Below are 19,328 nucleotides of genomic sequence, written 5' to 3'. Positions count from 1 at the left end.
CTGGATTTGGCGGATTGTTGCAACAACTGGCGCATGATATTGAAACACATCGCTAGCGCATGAGTGCGGCCCCTGATTTTGGAGCGCACCCATGACTGACCGATTCGAGATTTGCCAAGCCGTCACAGGCAAGTGGGAAGGGGGATGGAGCGACCATCCCGACGATCCCGGCGGCAAGACGATGTACGGCATCACCGAAATCCGCTGGCACCAATATCAAGACAAGATGAGCATGAAGCGGACGCCGGTGCGTAACATCACCATGGCACAGGCTCTCAAGTTCTATCGCAGCGAGTTCTGGCTCGCTTGCGGCGCTGACAAGCTGTTCCCCGGCGTTGACCTGGCTGTTTACGACGCCTCGGTCAATTCGGGCGTTTCCCGTGGGCGGAAATGGCTCCTCGCCTCCGCCGGTAGCAATGACCACAGCGAGACGGTTAAGAAAATCTGCCGCGCTCGCCTGTCCTTCATGCAGTCGCTCAAGATCTGGAAAACCTTCGGCAAGGGATGGGGACGTCGCGTCGCTGACATCGAGGCGCGCGGCGTCGCTATGGCTCTCGCGGCAATGGGCCTTTCCCCGTCGCAGGTAAGCGGCAAGATCAAGACGGAAGCAACGCAGTCGGCGAAGCAGGCCAGCTCGGCAAAGAAGGCGGCCACCACCAGCGCCACCGCGGCGTCGGCGCCAGCGGCCGCGTCCGTGGTCGAGCCTTCCACCGTGACAGATGCAACGACAGTCTGGATCCTCGTCGCCATTGTGGCGGCCGGTGCCGTTGCAACGGTTATCTTCATCGCCAAGAAGCGCGCCGCCGATGCTCGCGTTGAGGCCTACAACGAGGTGGCGGCATGAGCGCGCTCGCATCTATCCTGATCGGCGCTGCGCTGCGCGTCGGCGCTTCCACGGTCAAAACCATCCTTGAGAAGCAGGTGGGTGGCGTCGCGGGTGAGATCGGCGGCACTGTGATCGACGCGATTGCCAAGCAAGCCGGCGTCACGGTCGACGAGCTGCCCACGCTGCCGCAATCCACGCTGGACGAGGCGGTAAGCCAGGTCGAGCCCATCGCGCCGGCACTGATCCTCGCCGAAGTCGAGCAGCAGAAAGAGGCGAACCGCCTCATGCTGGCCGAGATGAACAAGGATACGTCCTTCGGCTGGCTCTGGCGGCCCGCAGGCATGTGGCTCATGCTGGTCTGCATCGCGTGGTTCGTTATCGTCCGGCCGCTGCTCAATGCGCTCCTGTGGGCGACCGGCACGGGCATCCAGATTGAGGTCGGGCTTGACCTCGCGACCTTCCTTGGCATTTTCACGATTTATACCGGCCTCTACATGGGCGGAAACACGGTCATTCGTGCGGTGAAGAAAGAAGGCTGATGTCTTTTTGGGATTGGTGGAATTCTGCCGAGGCAAAGCTCGCTCTGGCAGGCATCGCGGGATCTGCCGTTTCCGTCGCGATGGAATGGACAGGCTGGTGGGCCAGCGCCCGCAAGCTCTTCGTCGGCGCACTGACGGCCTACTATCTCAGCCCGCTGGGGACAAAGTTCTTTCACTTCATCTTCGGGCCCATGAGCGTGGCTGAGGAACAATCCGCCAGTGTTGGCGGTTTCATTACCGGTATCGGCGGTGTTATCATCGTTGAAATTATCCTGAAGGCATTTCGCCTCCGTCACGCGGAGATCGGGAGACGCCGACATGACGAGACCTAGAGCAAGGCATATTAGGGAGGCGGCGAAGCCGCAGGGCAGGGTGGTGGCTGTCGCGACGGTGGTACTCGTCGTCTGGCTAATTATTCTCCAACTATAGTTCCCGTGGCTTGACATAACGTCCCATATGTTCCCATATTGTTCCCGCGGATAGTTCCAACTCGGCGATGCCTCTCGCCGGTGCCATGATTTTGCTTGGAGCGTACCGATGTCCGACAACCCCGCACAAAACCTAATCGCGCTTGACGCGTATCTGTCCTTAAAAGAAGTCCTCGCCATGGTGAAGGTCGGCTCGTCAACGCTGTACCGCTGGATGGACGACGGCGACTTTCCTCGTCCGCGCCAGCTGGGAGAACGATGCGTTCGATGGACCGTCGCTGACATTAAGGGATGGCAGGACAGCCGACAGACCGTGGGAAGGCTGAAAAAGGCGTCGTAAAAACTGAAAAATATTCCCGGGTATAAAACCGGGTACATTTCAAAATGACCAAAAAATTTTAGAGCCAATTTCAACGCAGTAGGCGCTTAAACGTGACAGACACCCCATCTGCCATTCAGCTCAAAAATGACCATTTAAAAAACGCGGAACGATTACCGATCCGGGCCACGTCGTTTGGTCAGGGCTGCGTTGATATTACCCACAACGACGAAACCCGCCTTTCGGCGGGCTCCAGATTTCACATTTGATCAGATTTCGGGGCAACCCCGTTCGTTGGCGAAGGTGATGCGATCCGGCCCTCGGCGGGTGAAGCCTTGAACGACGACGCGGCCGGGGGTGACGCGCACGACTTCAGGATCTCGCAGGCCAGCCTCACGGGCGGCGGCGCGAGCTTCGCGTTCGCTGCAGCCGCGCATACGGGGCGGACCACGGCGGTCAACGTCTCTGTCGCGATCTCGATCGCGGATGACCGGGCGCACGCCGTCCGGACCGATCCTTAATTCCATGTCCTGCGCTCCTGCCGGGATCGGCGCGGCGATGGATACCAAGGCGATGCCAAGCGCCAGACCTGTAGCTTTTATTGACTTGATCATGGTTTCCTCCCTCAGCCGAAAAACCGGCGGAAGCTTGTTTGTTTGCGGGGAAGAAACGCGGCCACACTGCCTTTGTTCCGTTATTTCGAATGTGGGAGAAGGCGCGGACGAGCGTCAACAGTCGATTTCAAGCGCCCAAAAAGAGATAAATCATTAACCACGTTCATTACAATTTTATCGAATTTGCAGAAGTCGTTCGCATTTTCGCCACGTTATGCACAAGATTAAGCGACTGTTAGGTGCTTCGATGGCAGGGGCAATTCATCGAGGCAAGTGAGGGTGCGGTTCTCCGAGCCAATAGCAGCGTGGGGCAGACGATTTGAATTCTACGGTCAAGAAACTCGGCATCAGCACCAGATCGGGTGCGAAGTGGCTTGCAATTTCCGTGCTTTGCGCTGCGACAGCGTCGTGTTCCACCACGACCGAGACCAAGCCTAAGCCCAAGCGCAGCAAGGAATATTTCTCTGAATCGGAATATGGCGTCAAAGCCAGCCCGCGCGTTGCCGATGGCAAGAGCATTCCCAAGGGCGGCGGGCGCGAGCTGATCGGTAATGCCTATACCGTCAAAGGCCGTCGTTATTTTCCGAAAGAAGAGCCGGGTTATAACAAGACCGGTCTTGCCTCCTGGTACGGTTCCGCCTTCCATGGCCGCCTGACGGCGAATGGTGAGGTGTACGACAAAGAACATCTTTCTGCCGCACATCCGACATTTCCCCTGCCGAGCTATGCGCGCATCACCAACACGGAAAATGGCGCGTCGGTTCTGGTGCGCGTCAACGATCGCGGACCTTTCCACGAAGGCCGCCTGATCGACGTTTCCAGCAAGACGGCCGATCTTCTCGACATGAAGGCGACAGGTACGGCGAATGTGCGGGTGCAATATGCCGGCCGCGCCCCGCTTGACGGTCACGACATGCCCTATCTGATGGCGTCCTATATTCCGAAGGGCTCGCGCTCGCCGGGTGTTGCGCCGGAAGGGCAGATCGCAACGGGCGTGATGGTGGCTTCGGCCTCTCCGAACTTCGTGCCGGCTCCTGCCTCCAATCCGAACTATAGCGGTTCGACGCAGACGGCGCTGGTCGGTTCCAGGAAGAATGCGGCTCTGCAGGCCATGCCGCTGGTCAATGGTCCCGCGCCAGCGTTCGAACAATTTGCGATCCTGCCGGAAATCGGTCCGTTCCTGGCTGAACGTCCCGAAGGAAACTTCATGCGAGAGCCGGCGGCGCCCGGCGGCAATTATCTGCGCGTGCCGACACCATCGTCCAAATATGCGGCGGCTTATTCGCAAGAATCTGCTACGGTTTCCCGGACCACACGTGCCTTCGACAGCGTGCTGGTCGATCGTGGCGCGCTCAACGAGCAATCGATACTCGCCCATGTGAAGCGTCAGCAGGCGAAGTCCCGCTGACGGATTGAAGGGTAGGGCTGCATCCGTTTCGTTTCGGGCGGCCGGTTTCGGCAGGCAGGACTGGGCGGTTTCATGCACAAGGCCATTTATCGCTCCTATTGTTCGGTGGTCGTCGCGGCCGGGCTTGCATTTTTAAGCGCAGGTGCGGCGCAATCGCAGACTGCGCCCTTCATCGCCAAGGCTGAACAGGCCTATATGATCGATGCCGAAACCGGCACCGTGCTTCTTTCGCAAAATGAGGATCAGTCGTTTCCGCCGGCGTCGCTTGCAAAGCTGATGACGGTGGAGGTGGTGCTGGATGCGCTTTCCAAGGCGCAGGTGACGCCGGAGACCGCTTTTCCCGTCTCTGAATATGCCTGGCGCACGGGCGGCGCACCGTCACGAACCTCGACCATGTTCGCGGCGCTGAAATCTTCCATCGGTATCAACGATCTCCTGACCGGCATCATCGTGCAGAACGCCAATGACGGCTGCATCATCGTCGCCGAAGGCATGGCGGGTTCGGACCCTGCATTTGCCAAGCGCATGACGGTGAGAGCGGGCGAACTCGGCATGAACCGCAGCAGGTTTACCAATTCCACCGGGCTTCCTGATCCGGGCAACCAGACGACTGCCAGGGATATGGTGCGTCTTGCCCAGCATCTGCATGATACCTATCCGGATCGCTATGGGCTTTTCACCAAGCCGGATTTCGAATGGAACCGGATATTCCAGCGCAACAAAAACACACTGCTTGGGAACGGCATAGATGGGCTCGGGCTTGGCTTTGCGGAAGGCAGCGGCTTTGCGGCCGTGGTTTCGGCAGAGCGGGAGGGACGGCGGGTTTATCTGGCGCTATCAGGCATAACAGACGACAAGACGCGGCAGGAAGAAGCCCGCCGCGTGGTCGATTGGGGCCTCACAGCTTTCGAAAAGCGCCATCTTTTCAGCAAGGATGAAGTGGTGGGTTCGGTCAGCGTTTATGGCGGCGATGCCGCCTATGTCGATCTCTCGCCAAAGGAAGATGTCAGTGTGCTGGTGCCGGTCAACAATCCGGAGCGAATTTCCGGACGGATTGTCTATCGCTGGCCGTTGAATGCACCTCTGGACGTTGGCGCCAATGCGGGAACGCTTAAGGTCTTTTCGGGCGAGCGGCTGCTGCGTGAAGTGCCGCTTTATACCAAGGGTTCGGTCGGCAAGGGCTCGCTGACCCAGAATGCGGCGGGTGCGTTGAAGGAACTGCTGCTGTTCTGGCTCTGAAAATCCGCGCCTTGTGCCACCTTGCTCCTATGCTTTTGTTCAGGCACCTCATTTTCTGAAAAGCGCTTCACACTTTTCGGTTCGATGCTGTAAACAGGCATTTCAATATTTCCGGGAATTCCTCGCAGGACGTGACATTGGCCGAAAAGACTGGACTGTTCATCAGCTTCGAAGGCGGCGAGGGTGCCGGCAAGTCGACGCAGATTCGCACACTTGCCGAGGCGCTTCGTGGTCGCGGCTTCGAGGTGGTCGTGACGCGCGAGCCGGGCGGCTCGCCGGGTGCGGAGGCCGTTCGGCATGTTCTGTTGTCAGGCGCGGCGGAATCCTTCGGGGTGCGCATGGAAGCAATCCTGTTTGCGGCGGCGCGCAACGACCATGTCGAAGAGATCATTCGCCCGGCGCTTGCGCGTGGCGAGATCGTGCTCTGCGACCGCTTTCTTGATTCCTCCCGTGTTTATCAGGGCACGACCGGCAATCTGGAACCGGATTTCATCGAGACGCTGCAACGCATTGCGATCGATGGCGTTGTGCCGGAACTGACGCTGATCTTCGATATCGCCGCCGAAAAGGGGCTGGCGCGCGCCAGAAAACGGGCGGATGAGGGGGCTGCGCCCGACCGGTTCGAAAAGGAAGAAATCGAGACCCACGAGAAGCGACGGGAAGCCTATCTCGATATAGCGCTTGCCGAGCCGCGTCGCTGCCGTATCGTCAATGCCGACCAGCCGGAGGAGAAGGTGGCGGAGGACGTGATGTCCTTTGTCGAGCCCTTGCTCGAACAACTGGGAACGGCAGTGGGCGCGGCGCATGAGTGAGGTTCAGGGCGTTCTCGACGGCGCGATTGCGCCGCAGCAGAACACAAAACTTTTCGGGCATGAGGAAGTCGAAGCGTTCCTCGCGCAATCCTATCGCTCCGGCAAGGGCCATCATGCCATTCTCATCGAAGGGCCGGAAGGGATAGGCAAGGCGACGCTCGCCTTCCGTTTCGCCAATCATGTCCTCACCCACCCAGATCCGTCTTCGGCCCCGGATGTCCTTGCCGATCCCGATCCGCAGTCGCTCGTCAGCCGGCAGATCACGGCCGGGGCATCGCACAACCTGTTGCATCTGACGCGTCCGGTGGATGAAAAAACCGGCCGCGTGAAATCCGCCATAACCGTGGATGAGGTGCGGCGGGCCGGGCATTTCTTCTCGCAAACCTCGGGCACCGGCAACTGGCGCATCGTCATCATCGATCCGGCTGATGATCTCAACCGCAATGCCGCGAATGCGATCCTGAAAATACTGGAGGAGCCGCCGAAGCGGGCGATGTTCCTCGTCCTGTCGCACGCGCCGGGCAAGTTGCTGCCGACCATCCGCTCCCGCTGCATGCCGCTTCGTCTGCTACCGCTTTCAGATGCGGATATGGTGCAATCACTCGATCATCTCGGCATCGGCTCCGCCGGCGAAAAGCGTGACGCCTTGATTGCGGCCTCGAAGGGCAGCGTGGCGCAGGCGCTCAAGCTCACGAATTATGGCGGCTCCGACATTGTTGAGGCCTTTGCCGAGGTGATGTCTGCGGAAGGGCCGGGAGCACGCAAGAAGATGCACAAGCTTGCTGAGGTTCTGGCGCAGAAGGATGGCGATATCGTCCTCGGATTCTTCATGGAGCATGTGACGGAAGAGCTGATGGAGCGGGCCCGGGCGGCGGCGATGGCGGGCGATATAGCGGCGGCGGAAAGACATGCGCGGCTTTCCTCGATGCTTGCGGAGCGGATCAGCGTGGCGCAGGCCTATAATCTCGACAAGAAGCAGATGGTGCTTTCCATTCTGGAAGATATTCGCGGCGTCTGAAGGCGCGGGGATCGTACAAATCGTACTCTTCGCTTTCGCTGCTGCGAACAATGGTTTAAGAGCGGTCTATCCAAAAAAACAGCCTGTAAAGTCGATAGACCGTCATGACAGACAAGACACCATTCTACATCACCACCGCGATCTCCTATCCCAACGGCAAGCCGCATATCGGCCATGCCTATGAGCTGATTGCGACGGACGCCATGGCACGTTTCCAGCGCCTGGATGGAATGGATGTTTTCTTCCTGACCGGCACCGACGAACACGGCCAGAAGATGCAGCAGACGGCGCGGGCGGAAGGCATTTCGCCGGAAGAGCTGGCGCAGCGCAATTCCGACCAGTTCCGGGCAATGGGCAAGCTGCTCAACGCCTCGAATGACGATTTCATCCGCACCACGGAAGAGCGCCACCACGAGACCTCGCGCAATATCTGGAACCTGATGGCCGATAGCGGCGACATCTACAAGGACAGCTATGCCGGCTGGTATTCCGTGCGCGACGAGGCCTATTACGGCGAGGACGAAACGGAAGTGCGCTCCGACGGCGTGCGTTACGGGCCGCAGGGCACACCGGTGGAATGGGTGGAGGAGGAAAGCTACTTCTTCAAGCTCTCCGAATACCAGGACAAGCTGCTGAAGCTCTACGAGGAAAACCCTGAATTCATCGGCCCGGCGGAGCGGCGCAACGAGATCATCTCCTTCGTCAAATCCGGCCTGAAGGACCTGTCGATTTCCCGCACCACCTTCGACTGGGGCATCAAGGTTCCGAACGATCCCAAGCACGTCATGTATGTCTGGGTCGATGCCCTGACCAACTACATCACCGCCACGGGTTACATCGAAGACAGGAACGGCCCGCGCGCCAAATATTGGCCCGCCGACGTGCATATCATCGGCAAGGACATCATCCGCTTCCATGCGGTCTACTGGCCTGCCTTCCTGATGAGCGCGAAGCTGCCGTTGCCCAAGCGGGTCTATGCGCATGGCTTCCTGCTCAACAAGGGCGAGAAGATGTCGAAGTCGCTCGGCAATGTCGTCGATCCCGCCAATCTGGTTGCTCACTTCGGCCTGGATCAGGTGCGGTATTTCTTCCTGCGCGAAGTTTCCTTCGGCCAGGACGGCAGCTATAGCGAAGAGGGCATCGCCACCCGCATCAATGCCGATCTTGCCAACGGCATCGGCAATCTCGCCAGCCGTTCGCTGTCTATGATTGTCAAGAATTGCGACGGCCAGATCCCGGCACCCGGCGAATTCACCGAAGAAGACAAGGCGATGCTGGCTTCGGCTGACGGGCTGCTGGCGCTCTGCCGCGAGGAAATGGGCAAGCAGTTGCTTCACCGTGCACTTGCGGCCATCATCGCCGTCGTTTCGGAGACCGACCGTTATTTTGCGTCGCAGGAGCCATGGGCGCTGAAGAAGACTGATCCTGAGCGCATGGGCACCGTGCTTTACGTCACGGCGGAAGTGGTGCGCCAGATCGGCATTCTCCTGCAACCCTTCATGCCGGAATCCTGCAACAAGTTGCTCGATCTCGTTGCAGCTGCCGCTGACAAACGCGATTTCGCAGCGCTCGGCGAGGCCGGTCGTCTGGTTCCGGGCACGCCGCTCGAAGCCCCGAAGCCGGTCTTCCCGCGTTACGTTGCGCCGGAAGCGTGAAGGCGAGACCGATGCTGATCGATACCCATTGCCATCTGGATTTTCCTGACTTCGATGCTGAGCGCGACGATATCATCGCCCGCGCCCATGCCTCCGGCGTGAGCCAGATGGTGACGATCTCGACCAGGGTGCGCCGCCTGCCCGAGCTTTTGAAGATCGCTGAAAAATATCCGTCGGTCTTTTGCTCGGTCGGCACACATCCCAACAGTGCAGCCGAGGAACTGGATATCTCGGCTGACGATCTGGTGCGGCTGGCGGAAAGCCACGACAAGATCGTGGCGATCGGCGAGGCGGGACTGGATTATTTCTACGATACGCAGAAGCCGGAAGACCAGAAAACCGGCCTCATTCGCCATATCGAAGCGGCAAGACGGACGAAGCTGCCGCTCGTCATTCACAGCCGCAGCGCCGATGACGACATGGCCGCTATTTTGCGCGCGGAAAGCGAAAAGGGGGCATTCCCCTTCATCCTGCATTGCTTCTCCGCTGGTCCTGAACTGGCGAAAACCGGCGTTGAGCTTGGCGGTTATGTTTCCTTTTCGGGCATTCTCACCTTCCCGAAATCGCAGGATATCCGTGATATAGCCGCCACCGTGCCGCTTGACCGGCTGCTTGTCGAAACCGATGCGCCCTATCTTGCGCCGAAGCGCTGGCGGGGAAAACGCAACGAGCCTTCCTACGTGGTCAATACCGCTGAAGTTCTGGCCGAGGTGCATGGTGTTTCTTTCGAGCGCATGGCCGAAATCACCACCGAGAACGCCTTCCGCTGCTTTTCGAAGATGACAAGGGTGTAGCGTGGCAATCTACCGTCGTCGCTTCACGGTTCTCGGCTGCGCGTCTTCGCCCGGTGTGCCGCGCATCAACGGCGACTGGGGTGCCTGCGATCCCGAAAATCCGAAGAACCGGCGCACGCGCACGGCCTTCATGGTGGAGCAGATCGGCCCGGATGGCGGCAAGACAACTGTCGTGATCGATACTGGCCCGGATTTTCGCGAACAGATGATTGCCGCAAAGGTGGAGGCCGTCGATGCGGTGCTTTACACCCACGCCCATGCCGATCACCTGCATGGTATCGATGATCTGCGCATCTATTTCGCCATCCAGCAAAACCGCATTCCGATCTATGCCGATCCCGTCACCATGGCGCGCATATGGGACGGTTTCGCCTATTGCCTGGAGACACCGCCGGGCAGCAGTTATCCGCCAATCGTCGAACCGCGTATCATCGCCGACATCGACGTGCCTGTGATTATTAACGGGGCAGGTGGGCCGATACCTTTCAACGTGCATATGCAGCAGCATGGTGATGTACATTCGCTTGGCTTTCGCATCGGCGACGTTGGCTATTGCACTGATGTCAGCGATTTTCCGACTGAGAGCGTGCCCAAGCTTGCCGGCCTCGATATTCTCGTTATCGACGCGTTGCAGCACCGCTACCACCCCAGCCATCTTTCGCTGGAACAGGCGCTTGGCTGGATCGAAAGATTCGCACCCAAACGGGCGATCTTGACCCATATGCATATTCCGCTCGATTATGAGACGGTAATGCGTGAAACGCCTGATCACGTCGAACCGGCTTACGACCAGATGCGTTTCGAAGTCGAGTTCGAGGCGCCCTGAGCATGTCTCTCAAAATCGGTCTCCGGTTTTGGGGCAGGGACGTGCTTTGAAACACTAGTACAGGCGCGTCGCGCTTTGACGTCGCCTGAGAAGGAACAGCATGTCGACCCGGCCTTTCCGTGCACCCAGTATGGCGAGCTTCTTCGACAATCTGCGCGCCAGCCGGTTGCGGGCGATGTTCCGACGCGGCGAACTGGGGCTGGTGGCTCTTGCGGCTCTCATCGGCATTGCGGCGGGGCTTCTGGTGGCGCTGATCGGCGCGTTGAGCACGGCGCTGCATGTTCTGGTCTTCGGTACCGAGCGGCTGAGCAGCAGCGACCTCTCAGGCCCCGTCGTGCTTGCTGGACCGATCGTCGGCGGCATCGTGCTTGGCCTGATCATCTTCATTCTTTCAAAGACCCGCAAGAAACCGATGGTCGACCCGATCGAGGCCAATGCCCTGCATGGGGGCCGCCTGTCGCTGACGGACAGCATCATCGTCTGCGTGCAGAACATCGTCTCGAACGGTTTCGGCGCGTCCGTCGGGCTTGAGGCGGGTTACACGCAGATCGCCAGCGGTGTGGCCTCAAAGCTCGGCATCAAGCTGAAACTGCGGCGAGGGGACATGCGCATCCTCGTCGGCTGTGGTGCTGCGGGTGCGATTGCGGCGGCCTTCAATGCGCCTCTGACCGGGGCGTTTTACGCCATCGAACTCATTATCGGCACCTATACCGTCGTCACGCTTGCGCCGCTCATCGTCTCCGCGCTGGTGGCCACCACCGTTATCGGGATTATCGGCGGCCATGGCCTGTCGATCGATATTGTCGATGCCAGCCGCGTGACGCCTGCGGATTACGTGCCCGCCATCTTTCTGGGTGTTGTTTGTGCGGCGATCGGCATCGTGCTGATGCAGACCGTTTCCTTCATCGAGGAGACGGCCCGCAAAAGCGCCATTCCCGGCTGGTTGCGTCCGGCCATTGGCGGCGTGGCGGTCGGTGCTCTTGCGCTGATTTCACCGCAGGTGCTGTCGAGCGGCCATGGCGCGCTGCATCTCAATATCGATGCCGAACTGACGATTTACGGGTTGGCCGGGCTCTTCCTGCTGAAAGCGGCGGCCAGCGCCATTTCCATCGGTTCCAATTTTCGTGGCGGCCTGTTTTTCGCCTCGCTGTTCATGGGTTCGCTTCTGGGTAAGGTTTTCGCGCTCTGCGCCCCCTATATCGGCTATGGCTCGACAGCGCCCATCGTTTATGCCGTGATTGGTATGAGCGCCTTTGCCGCCGCCATCATCGGTGGCCCTTTGACGATGACGTTCCTGGCGCTGGAACTGACGGGCGACTTCCAGATCACCGCTCTGGTGCTCGCCGCCGTCATCACCACGTCGCTGGTGGTGCGCACGACCTTCGGTTATTCCTTCGCCACCTGGCGTTTTCACCTGCGTGGAGAGAGTATTCGCAGCGCCCATGATATTGGCTGGATCCGCGACCTGACGGTTGGCAAGATGATGCGTGCCGATATCCGAAAGGCCAATGTCAGCATGGGGCTCCCGGCCTTCAAGGAGAAATTCCCGCTCGGTTCGACGCAGCGGGTGATCATGACCCATGATGACGGGCGTTATGCCGGCATCGTCCTCGTGCCGGAAATCTACGCCGACCCGATGGATCGTGATCCGAGCAAGATCAGCCTTGAGACCTATCTGCAATATAAGAACGACGTGCTGCTGCCCACCATGAATGCACGTCAGGCGGCAGCGGCCTTCGATGCCACGGAAAGCGAAGCGCTGGTCGTTGTTAATGACAAGATAGAGAACCGCCCGGTTGGTCTGCTCACCGAAAGCCATACGCTCAGGCGCTACAGCGAAGAGCTGGAACTGAGACGCCGGGAGGCGTCAGGAGAGTTATAGAGTTAGATTAGAAAATTCTCTTTATGCATTGATATAATTATCATTTAACTAAGTTTTATACTGGTCGTATTTTGTGCGCGCAAAGGAATGAGCGCGGCTCGTTGATGTGCCTGCACGCGAAATCCTTGCATCAAACCCAAGTATGGTACCTGTGATGCGCTGACGCTCAAGCCATCTCAACGCTCTGCATTTATGCGTCGTCCAAAGTCTGGGACGCGTCAGCCGTATGGCATTCTCGTTGCCTCTCCCATTTTTTCCGAGCCAGCTTGACAAAAAATACTTCTCCATAATAAATAGACTGACTACTTAATTAATGAAATATCGAATGCACGGGAGTGGGCAGGCGAGGTCGCTGACGTGGACCGTCGTGCGCCTTCGAGCAGACGTGCGACCAACTCATTTGCCGCCTTCATCATTACCGGAAGCGCCGGGACTGTGAAATTTGGAGATCGTGATGCCTTCAGACAGCAGCCCTGCCGAGACGATGCGCCTTGCGGCGGCATATGGCGATCTCGACGCCGTTTCCGAAGTCGGTCGTCGCGGACTTGGTCTGCCGCATAGCCGCATTCCGCTCTATGGCATCATCCTTGCCGGCGGCCTGTCGCTTTTCGGCAATGCCGTGGCCGGCGTCGTGTTGCCGTGGATCGTGCTTTCCCTGACAGGCAATGCCGCATGGACAGGGTTTGCAGCGGCGGCTGGCATGATGCCGCTGGTGATCGGCGCTTTTTTCGGCGGGCCGATTGTCGACCGTTTCGGTTCGCGTGTCGTTGCCGTTACCGCCGATCTTGCCAGCGCATTCAGCGTTGCAGCCATTCCGTTGCTCATGATGGCCGGACAACTGGATATCGTCCTGCTGATCGGCCTGATCGTGATCGGTGCTCTTCTCGATGGACCGGGCATGATCGCCCACGATGCAAGGGTGCCGGAACTCGCCCGTGTTGCGCGCATGCCGATCGAGCGGGTGACGTCCATTGATGAATTGCTGGAAAACACTGCGCTGATCTTCGGTCCACCGGTCGCCGGCATCGCAATCGCGGCTTTCGGCATTGAATATGCCTTGCTGATCACGGCCGGCTGCTCGCTGCTTGCCGCCATCATCGGCGCGATCTGCCTGCCGCGCCATCGTCGCAGGATCACGGATCGGGAAAAGGGCGGTGTGGCACTAGCGGGCCTGCGCTTCCTGCTCACCGAACCGCTGCTGCGTCTCATGCTTGTCGTCGCCATGGTGATGCTGGCGGTTTTCGGGGCGCTCAACGCCGTTGTTCTGCCGGTCCTGTTCAAGGCAAGCGGGGCGGATGTTCTCGACCTTGGGCTGTTCCTCGCGGTTTCCGGGGCAGGGGCGGCCTTTTCGGCTGTCACCTTTGCCATATGGGGCCATGCCTGGAACGGACGCATTGTGCTTCTGGCGGGCATATCCGGCGCTACGCTTGCGATCGGCCTGATAGCCCTCATTGAGACCGGCCCATATTTATTTTTTGCGGCTGCCTTGATCGGCCTGTCGACCGGGGCGCTTGGTCCCCTCGCCAATACGATGTTCCTGAAACGCGCACCGGCCTCGATCCGAGGGAGCGTGCTTGGGACGACCGCGGCAATTGCCATGATGGCGACACCGCTTGCCGTGCTGATTGCCGGTTTCGGCATGGAGGCTGTCGGTCCCGCATTGTTCCTGTGGGGGCTGACTGCGACCCTCTGCTGGCTGGTGCTCTGGGTGCTCCTCAGCCAGGCGGCACGGATGCTCGGCAAATCGCCGCCATGACCGGAGAGCCGTCGCAATCCTCCCATCTCATTCAACTTCCCATCCGGACCCCTTCCATCATGACTGAACCGAGCTCCATCGCTGAAAATTCCACGGGATATACCGAGCCCACATCTGCCGAAAAACGCAGACGGGGTTCCGCCACCAGACTGTTCTGGTGGGTGGCTGTTGCTGTCGCTTTTGTCGGTGTCGCTCTGTGGCTGATGCTGTCTGGCGAAGAAACACCGGCAGCGGCGCAGAATGCGCAGGCCGCCAAAGTGTTGCCGCATGTGTCCGTCGTTGCGGCAGCCTCCTATGATTTCAACGCCAGCCAGGATGTTGCCGGTCTTCTCGCTGCACGTAATGATATTTCGATCGGTACGGCCGTGACCGGTCAACGCATAGTCGAGGTTTCTGTTGATGTCGGCGATACCGTCGCCGCCGGGCAGCTGCTGGCGCGGCTGGAGAGCAAGACGCTCGCCGCACAGGTCCAGCAAACAGAGGCCAATGTCGCCCGATCGCGTGCTGCGCTTGCGGAAGCGGAGGCCGCCGAGATCGAGGCAAGCGAAAATCTGCGTCGCGCCGAGGGGCTTTCCGGTTCCAGCGTCAGCAAGGAGCAGCTTGGCCAGCGGCGCGCGGCGGCGGCGATGGCGGCGGCGAAAATCGAGGGCGCGCGGGCGGAACTTGCGGGCACGCAGGCGCAGCTTACCCAGAACCGTCTTGAACTGGAACGCACCGAAATCCTGTCCCCCAAACCCGGCGTCATTACCCAGCGCCACGCCCGCATCGGCGCGATGCCCGATAGCACCGAACCGTTGTTTCGTCTGTTGCAGGATGGAGAACTGGAGTTTCTGGCCGAAGCGCCGGAACGGGTGCTGCCGTCGCTGCAGGCAGGCCAGTCCGTGACGATCACCGTCAATGGCGTGAGCCGGCCCATTCAGGGCACCATCCGTGTCGTCGAACCGGCGGTCAACACCCAGAGCCGCCTCGGTATCGTGCGGATCGCCGTTCCTCCGTCCGCAGATCTGCGCGCTGGCGCATTTGCGCGTGGCAAGGTCGATCTTGGTGAGCGCCGGTTCCGTGTCGCCGTGCCGGAGGCGGCCCTGCGGCTGCGCCGTGAAGGCACCGCCCAACTCGTCGTGGTCGATCACAATGACAGGGTGGCGCGACGCACCGTTCGCCTGGGGCTGGCACAGAACGGCATCATCGAAATCCTTGAAGGGCTGGAACCGGCCGAACGCGTCGTTGAAAGCGCCAGTGCTTTTCTGCGTGACGGCGACCAGATCGTCGGCGTGGATGAGTTGGCGCAGAAAGGGGAGGATCGTTGATGACCAACATTTCGTCCTGGGCCATCCGCCGTCCGATCCCCACTCTCGTGCTCTTCCTGCTGTTGACGCTCGTCGGCATCCAGTCCTTTTTGAAGTTGCCGGTCAACGCCAATCCCCGCGTCGATTTTCCTGTTGTCACTGTGTCCATCGCCCAGGCCGGTGCTGCGCCAGCCGAACTGGAAACACAGGTGACCCGGCGGGTAGAAGGCGCGATTTCAGGCCTTGCCGGCATCCGGCACATCCAGTCGACCATCGGTGACGGCCTGTCGACCACGACGGTGGAGTTCCAGCTCGGCATCGACACCGCCCGCGCCACCAATGATGTGCGTCAGGCAGTCTTGCAAATCCGCACCGAAATGCCGCGGGACATCGAGGAGCCGATCATTGCCAGCCTCGATGTCGAGGGTGGGGCGATCCTCTATTTCGCCGTTCGCGCGCCGCAGATGTCGCCTGTCGACCTTTCTTGGTTCGTCGACGAGACGATTGCGCGGGAACTCTTGACGACCAAGGGCGTGCAGCGCGTGCAAAGGCTTGGCGGAGTCAGCCGCGAAATCACGGTCCAACTCGACCCCAATCAGCTCATTGCCTTCGGCATCACCGCCGAGGATATCAACAATCAGGTTCAGGCATTCAACACCAACGTGCCCGGCGGCAGAAGCCGGCTCAATGAAAAGGAACAGTCGATCCGCGCGGTCGGCGGAGCGATTACCGCCGGCGAGCTTGCGGAACGTCCGATCAGTCTTCGCAACGGCCAATGGACGACGCTCGCCACGCTTGGCAAGGTCACGGACGGATCGGCCGAACCGCGCGAGTTGTCGCGTCTTGATGGTGAACCGGTGGTTGGCTTTTCGGTGTTCCGGTCCAAGGGTTCGAGCGACACCGCCGTCGAGAATGGTGTGGACGCCACTATAGACCGGCTGACCGACACCTATCCGGTCGTGGAGATCGATCGGGTGCTTTCCACGGTCGATTATACACGGGCGAGCTATGAGGTCGCCATGGAAACACTGATCGAGGGCGCGGTGCTGACGGTCGTGGTGGTGTTTTTCTTCCTGCGCGACTGGCGTGCGACGCTGATCGCCGCCGTTGCCATGCCGTTATCGATCCTGCCTACGTTTGCGGCGATGCTGTGGCTTGATTTCACCCTCAACAGCATCACCCTTCTGGCGCTGACGCTGGTGATCGGCATTCTCGTTGATGACGCCATCGTTGAGGTGGAAAATATCGACCGCCACCTGCATATGGGCAAGCGGTCATTTCAGGCGTCGATCGATGCGGCGGATCAGATCGGTTTTGCGGTTCTGGCAATTACCGCCACGATTGTTGCGGTGTTTCTGCCGGTCAGCTTCATTGGCGGGGTGATCGGGCAATATTTCAAGCAGTTCGGGCTTACCGTTTCGGTCGCCGTCCTTGCCAGCATGCTCGTTGCGCGTCTCGTCACCCCGCTGATGGCCGCCTATCTTCTGGCGCCGAAGGCGATGAAAGCGGCGGAGCATGGAGCACCGAAATCACGCCTGGGCCGGGCTTATGTCGCGCTTCTCGAGCTGGCGCTGCGCCACCGGCTGAAAACCTGCGGAATTGGCGTTCTGGTGCTGGTGGGTTCGTTCCTTCTCGTTCCACTCCTGCCATCGGGATTCCTGCCGAGCGACGACCGCGGCCTGTCGCGAGTCCAGATCGAACTGCCGCCGGAATCGACGTTGCGCGATACCGACGATGCCGTGCAGTCGGTAATGACGGCGCTCCGGCAGATGCCGGAGGTCAAAAGCATCTTCGCCTCCGTCGGGCGTACTGATGACGGGCCGGATGTGGCCCGTGCCTCGTTGCTGGTCAATCTGGCGCCTTCTTCCGAGCGGACGCTTTCACAACGCCAGTTCGAACTGGCAGCCGCAAGCCTCATTGCCCGCACGCCGAATATTCGCTTTGCGTTCCAGAACGAAAATGCGGCGCGCGACATTTCCATCATTCTCGTCGGTGATGCGCCGGAGAAGCTCGCGGCTGCGGCGCTTGCCGTCGAAACGGGAATGCGCGACCTTACCGGCATCGCCAATGTGCAGACCATCGAACCCCTGCCTCGCGCCGAGCTGCAAATCCGGCCACGTTTCGATGAGGCGGCCCGGCTTGGCATTTCCACGCAGTCCATCGCCGCCGTCATGCGCATTGCCACCACGGGCGATACGGATGCCAATTCCGCCAAGTTCAACATCGGCGACCGGCAGGTGCCGATCCGCGTGATGATCGACAGGGGTGCGCAGAGCAATCTCGATACGCTCGGTATGCTCAGGGTGTCGGTGGCAAATGGCAGCGTGCCGCTGATGTCCATCGCCGATCTTTCGGTTTCGGAAGGGCCCGGACAGCTCAACCGCTTTGATCGCCAGCGCCGCGTGACTATCAGCGCCGATCTTGCCGGCATTCCGCTTGGCGTGGCGCTGGAGCGCATTCATGCCTTGCCCGCCATGGCGGCGCTTCCAGCCGGAGTGCGGGAGGTGCAATATGGCGATGCGGAATATATCGGCGAGATGTTCCAGAGTTTTAGCGCGGCCATGCTGTTCGGCCTGCTGATGGTGCTGGCTGTGCTGGTCGTTCTTTTCAAGGACTTTCTCCAGCCGATCACCATTCTCGTGGCTTTACCGCTTTCCGTGGGAGGAGCGATCGTAGGCCTCATGCTTTATGGCGGCGCGCTTGACCTGCCAGCCATCATTGGCCTGTTGATGCTGATGGGCATCGTCACCAAGAATTCCATCCTGCTGGTGGAATTTGCCATCGAGAAGCGAAATAGCGGTCTCGACCGCCATCGGGCGCTGGTCGAATCCGGCGTTGAACGTGCCCGGCCGATCATCATGACCACGCTTGCCATGGTCGCCGGCATGATGCCGGCGGCGCTGGGGGTGGGGGCGGATGCGGGTTTTCGCGCGCCCATGGCGATTGCGGTCATTGGTGGCCTCATCACCTCCACCTTGCTGAGCCTGGTCTTCGTGCCAGTTGTCTTCACCTATATGGATGATCTGCGCGGCTGGCTTGGCCGCAGGCTGCAGCGCCTCACCTCCGTCACGGCCGCTGACCGGGCAGGGGCTGAGCAGCTGATGACTGGCGGGAGCGAAACGTTGCGGGGGCACGGATGATGCCCGGCCACCAGATTTCAGGTACAAGCGCACCCGTCATGCGAGACGATATTGCCGCTGCCATTTCCCGTTCGGAGGGTTTTCTGTCAGGCCCGGTTTTTCTCGATACCGGCTCGAAAAACGTCGTTGCGCTCGAAGCGCAATATCATCTGCCCTGCTATCGGCCGGGGTTGTTCGACAGGCTGGAGGTAGTAATGCCTGCGCTGCTTGCCGACGCTGTTCCCAAACGGCAGGCGGAGTTTCTCGCTGGGCGTTTTCTGGGGCAGGCGGCGCTGAAGCTTCTCGGCAGGCCTTCCGTTCCGATCGGCATTGGCAACAAGCGCGAGCCTGTGTGGCCGCCGGGCATCTCCGGTTCCATCAGCCATTCCCACGGCATATGCGTCAGCATGGCGACGCTGGACAGTGAGGCGATGGTCGGCGTCGACATCGAGAAAATAGAACCTGGCGCGGTTATCGAGATCATCCTGAAGCGTGCCCTCGACACGCTGGAGCGAGAGCTGATTGCCGACCGGGAACAATGCGACGGTCGCGTGCTGCCTTTTCTGGTGTTTTCCGCCAAGGAGACGCTGTTCAAAGCGCTTTATCCGGTGGTTGGACGTCACTTCGATTTTCGTGCGGCGCGTCTTTTCGAGAGGCCGGATCGAAACGAATTGCGGCTGGAACTGACACGTCCACTGCATCGCTCGCTTCCGGCCGGCAGACGTTTCCTTATCCGTTTTTCGGTGACCGGGAGTTTCGTCCGCACCTGGCTTGTTTGTCGTTAAAATCGTGTTTTCAAGGAGACAT

17 protein-coding genes are annotated in these 19,328 nt (G+C 60.0%); 16 read left to right on the top strand and 1 reads right to left on the bottom strand.

The window, feature by feature from the left end:
- The first annotated feature begins 91 nt into the window (after positions 1-91).
- From CFBP6623_RS05960 to CFBP6623_RS05945, 4 genes are all read left to right on the top strand, one after another.
- On the top strand, positions 92-844 hold the full coding sequence (locus CFBP6623_RS05960) for a glycoside hydrolase family 108 protein (protein ID WP_080842146.1): 753 nt from the start codon (positions 92-94) through the stop codon (positions 842-844).
- The gene (locus CFBP6623_RS05955) at positions 841-1,365 is read left to right on the top strand and encodes a 3TM-type holin (protein WP_080842147.1); all 525 of its coding nucleotides are present in this window, start codon (positions 841-843) and stop codon (positions 1,363-1,365) included. Before CFBP6623_RS05960 ends, CFBP6623_RS05955 begins: the two co-directional genes overlap by 4 nt.
- Positions 1,365-1,697, top strand: a complete 333-nt coding sequence (locus tag CFBP6623_RS05950; protein ID WP_080842148.1) for a hypothetical protein — start codon at positions 1,365-1,367, stop codon at positions 1,695-1,697. Before CFBP6623_RS05955 ends, CFBP6623_RS05950 begins: the two co-directional genes overlap by 1 nt.
- Positions 1,698-1,902: 205 nt before the next feature.
- Positions 1,903-2,133, top strand: coding sequence for a helix-turn-helix transcriptional regulator (locus CFBP6623_RS05945; protein WP_129566823.1), 231 nt, complete (start codon positions 1,903-1,905; stop codon positions 2,131-2,133).
- A 248-nt stretch (positions 2,134-2,381) separates the two neighbouring features.
- Here the strand turns inward: CFBP6623_RS05945 and CFBP6623_RS05940 are convergent, their stop codons facing one another.
- Positions 2,382-2,726, bottom strand: a complete 345-nt coding sequence (locus tag CFBP6623_RS05940) for a hypothetical protein (protein ID WP_046800153.1) — start codon at positions 2,724-2,726, stop codon at positions 2,382-2,384.
- Between the two features lie 319 nt (positions 2,727-3,045).
- Between CFBP6623_RS05940 and CFBP6623_RS05930 the strand changes: the two genes are divergently transcribed.
- From CFBP6623_RS05930 to CFBP6623_RS05875, 12 genes are all read left to right on the top strand, one after another.
- Entirely contained in the window at positions 3,046-4,134 is a 1,089-nt protein-coding gene (locus CFBP6623_RS05930; protein ID WP_046800154.1) for a septal ring lytic transglycosylase RlpA family protein, read from the top strand.
- Positions 4,135-4,206: 72 nt separating this feature from the next.
- Positions 4,207-5,373, top strand: coding sequence for a D-alanyl-D-alanine carboxypeptidase family protein (locus tag CFBP6623_RS05925; RefSeq protein ID WP_046800155.1), 1,167 nt, complete (start codon positions 4,207-4,209; stop codon positions 5,371-5,373).
- Between the two features lie 137 nt (positions 5,374-5,510).
- A complete protein-coding gene (gene tmk, locus CFBP6623_RS05920; RefSeq protein WP_046800156.1) occupies positions 5,511-6,185 on the top strand; it encodes a dTMP kinase in 675 nt (224 codons plus the stop codon).
- Positions 6,178-7,203 carry a DNA polymerase III subunit delta' gene (locus CFBP6623_RS05915; RefSeq protein WP_052818440.1) on the top strand — a complete coding sequence of 342 codons (1,026 nt, stop codon included), beginning with the start codon at positions 6,178-6,180 and terminating at the stop codon, positions 7,201-7,203. The genes tmk and CFBP6623_RS05915 overlap by 8 nt, the downstream gene beginning before the upstream one ends.
- Before the next feature lie 104 nt (positions 7,204-7,307).
- Positions 7,308-8,858, top strand: coding sequence for a methionine--tRNA ligase (gene metG / locus CFBP6623_RS05910; RefSeq protein WP_046800158.1), 1,551 nt, complete (start codon positions 7,308-7,310; stop codon positions 8,856-8,858).
- Between the two features lie 11 nt (positions 8,859-8,869).
- Entirely contained in the window at positions 8,870-9,652 is a 783-nt protein-coding gene (locus CFBP6623_RS05905) for a TatD family hydrolase (RefSeq protein WP_046800159.1), read from the top strand.
- A gap of 1 nt (position 9,653) precedes the next feature.
- A complete protein-coding gene (locus CFBP6623_RS05900; protein WP_046800160.1) occupies positions 9,654-10,478 on the top strand; it encodes an MBL fold metallo-hydrolase in 825 nt (274 codons plus the stop codon).
- A gap of 100 nt (positions 10,479-10,578) precedes the next feature.
- Positions 10,579-12,360: a chloride channel protein gene (locus CFBP6623_RS05895; RefSeq protein ID WP_080842149.1), complete on the top strand. Its 1,782-nt coding sequence runs from the start codon at positions 10,579-10,581 to the stop codon at positions 12,358-12,360.
- Positions 12,361-12,814: 454 nt separating this feature from the next.
- Positions 12,815-14,116: an MFS transporter gene (locus CFBP6623_RS05890; RefSeq protein ID WP_046800162.1), complete on the top strand. Its 1,302-nt coding sequence runs from the start codon at positions 12,815-12,817 to the stop codon at positions 14,114-14,116.
- 59 nt (positions 14,117-14,175) lie between these two features.
- Positions 14,176-15,423: an efflux RND transporter periplasmic adaptor subunit gene (locus tag CFBP6623_RS05885; RefSeq protein WP_162249002.1), complete on the top strand. Its 1,248-nt coding sequence runs from the start codon at positions 14,176-14,178 to the stop codon at positions 15,421-15,423.
- Positions 15,423-18,542, top strand: coding sequence for an efflux RND transporter permease subunit (locus CFBP6623_RS05880; RefSeq protein ID WP_046800164.1), 3,120 nt, complete (start codon positions 15,423-15,425; stop codon positions 18,540-18,542). Before CFBP6623_RS05885 ends, CFBP6623_RS05880 begins: the two co-directional genes overlap by 1 nt.
- Positions 18,539-19,306, top strand: coding sequence for a 4'-phosphopantetheinyl transferase family protein (locus tag CFBP6623_RS05875; RefSeq protein WP_052760239.1), 768 nt, complete (start codon positions 18,539-18,541; stop codon positions 19,304-19,306). Before CFBP6623_RS05880 ends, CFBP6623_RS05875 begins: the two co-directional genes overlap by 4 nt.
- The last annotated feature ends 22 nt before the right edge of the window (positions 19,307-19,328 follow it).

The sequence above is a fragment of the Agrobacterium tumefaciens genome (assembly GCF_005221385.1).
Classification (GTDB): Bacteria; Pseudomonadota; Alphaproteobacteria; order Rhizobiales; family Rhizobiaceae; genus Agrobacterium; species Agrobacterium tomkonis.
The sequence above is the reverse complement of the archived record's forward strand: the minus strand, read 5'-3'. Positions and strand labels throughout refer to the sequence as shown.

Coding starts and splice junctions, on each gene's coding strand:
- CFBP6623_RS05960 (WP_080842146.1), top strand. CDS start 92: ATGACTGACCGATTCGAGATTTGCCAAGCCGTCACAGGCAAGTGGGAA.
- CFBP6623_RS05955 (WP_080842147.1), top strand. CDS start 841: ATGAGCGCGCTCGCATCTATCCTGATCGGCGCTGCGCTGCGCGTCGGC.
- CFBP6623_RS05950 (WP_080842148.1), top strand. CDS start 1,365: ATGTCTTTTTGGGATTGGTGGAATTCTGCCGAGGCAAAGCTCGCTCTG.
- CFBP6623_RS05945 (WP_129566823.1), top strand. CDS start 1,903: ATGTCCGACAACCCCGCACAAAACCTAATCGCGCTTGACGCGTATCTG.
- CFBP6623_RS05940 (WP_046800153.1), bottom strand. CDS start 2,726: ATGATCAAGTCAATAAAAGCTACAGGTCTGGCGCTTGGCATCGCCTTG.
- CFBP6623_RS05925 (WP_046800155.1), top strand. CDS start 4,207: ATGCACAAGGCCATTTATCGCTCCTATTGTTCGGTGGTCGTCGCGGCC.
- CFBP6623_RS05915 (WP_052818440.1), top strand. CDS start 6,178: ATGAGTGAGGTTCAGGGCGTTCTCGACGGCGCGATTGCGCCGCAGCAG.
- metG (WP_046800158.1), top strand. CDS start 7,308: ATGACAGACAAGACACCATTCTACATCACCACCGCGATCTCCTATCCC.
- CFBP6623_RS05905 (WP_046800159.1), top strand. CDS start 8,870: ATGCTGATCGATACCCATTGCCATCTGGATTTTCCTGACTTCGATGCT.
- CFBP6623_RS05895 (WP_080842149.1), top strand. CDS start 10,579: ATGTCGACCCGGCCTTTCCGTGCACCCAGTATGGCGAGCTTCTTCGAC.
- CFBP6623_RS05890 (WP_046800162.1), top strand. CDS start 12,815: ATGCCTTCAGACAGCAGCCCTGCCGAGACGATGCGCCTTGCGGCGGCA.
- CFBP6623_RS05885 (WP_162249002.1), top strand. CDS start 14,176: ATGACTGAACCGAGCTCCATCGCTGAAAATTCCACGGGATATACCGAG.
- CFBP6623_RS05880 (WP_046800164.1), top strand. CDS start 15,423: ATGACCAACATTTCGTCCTGGGCCATCCGCCGTCCGATCCCCACTCTC.
- CFBP6623_RS05875 (WP_052760239.1), top strand. CDS start 18,539: ATGATGCCCGGCCACCAGATTTCAGGTACAAGCGCACCCGTCATGCGA.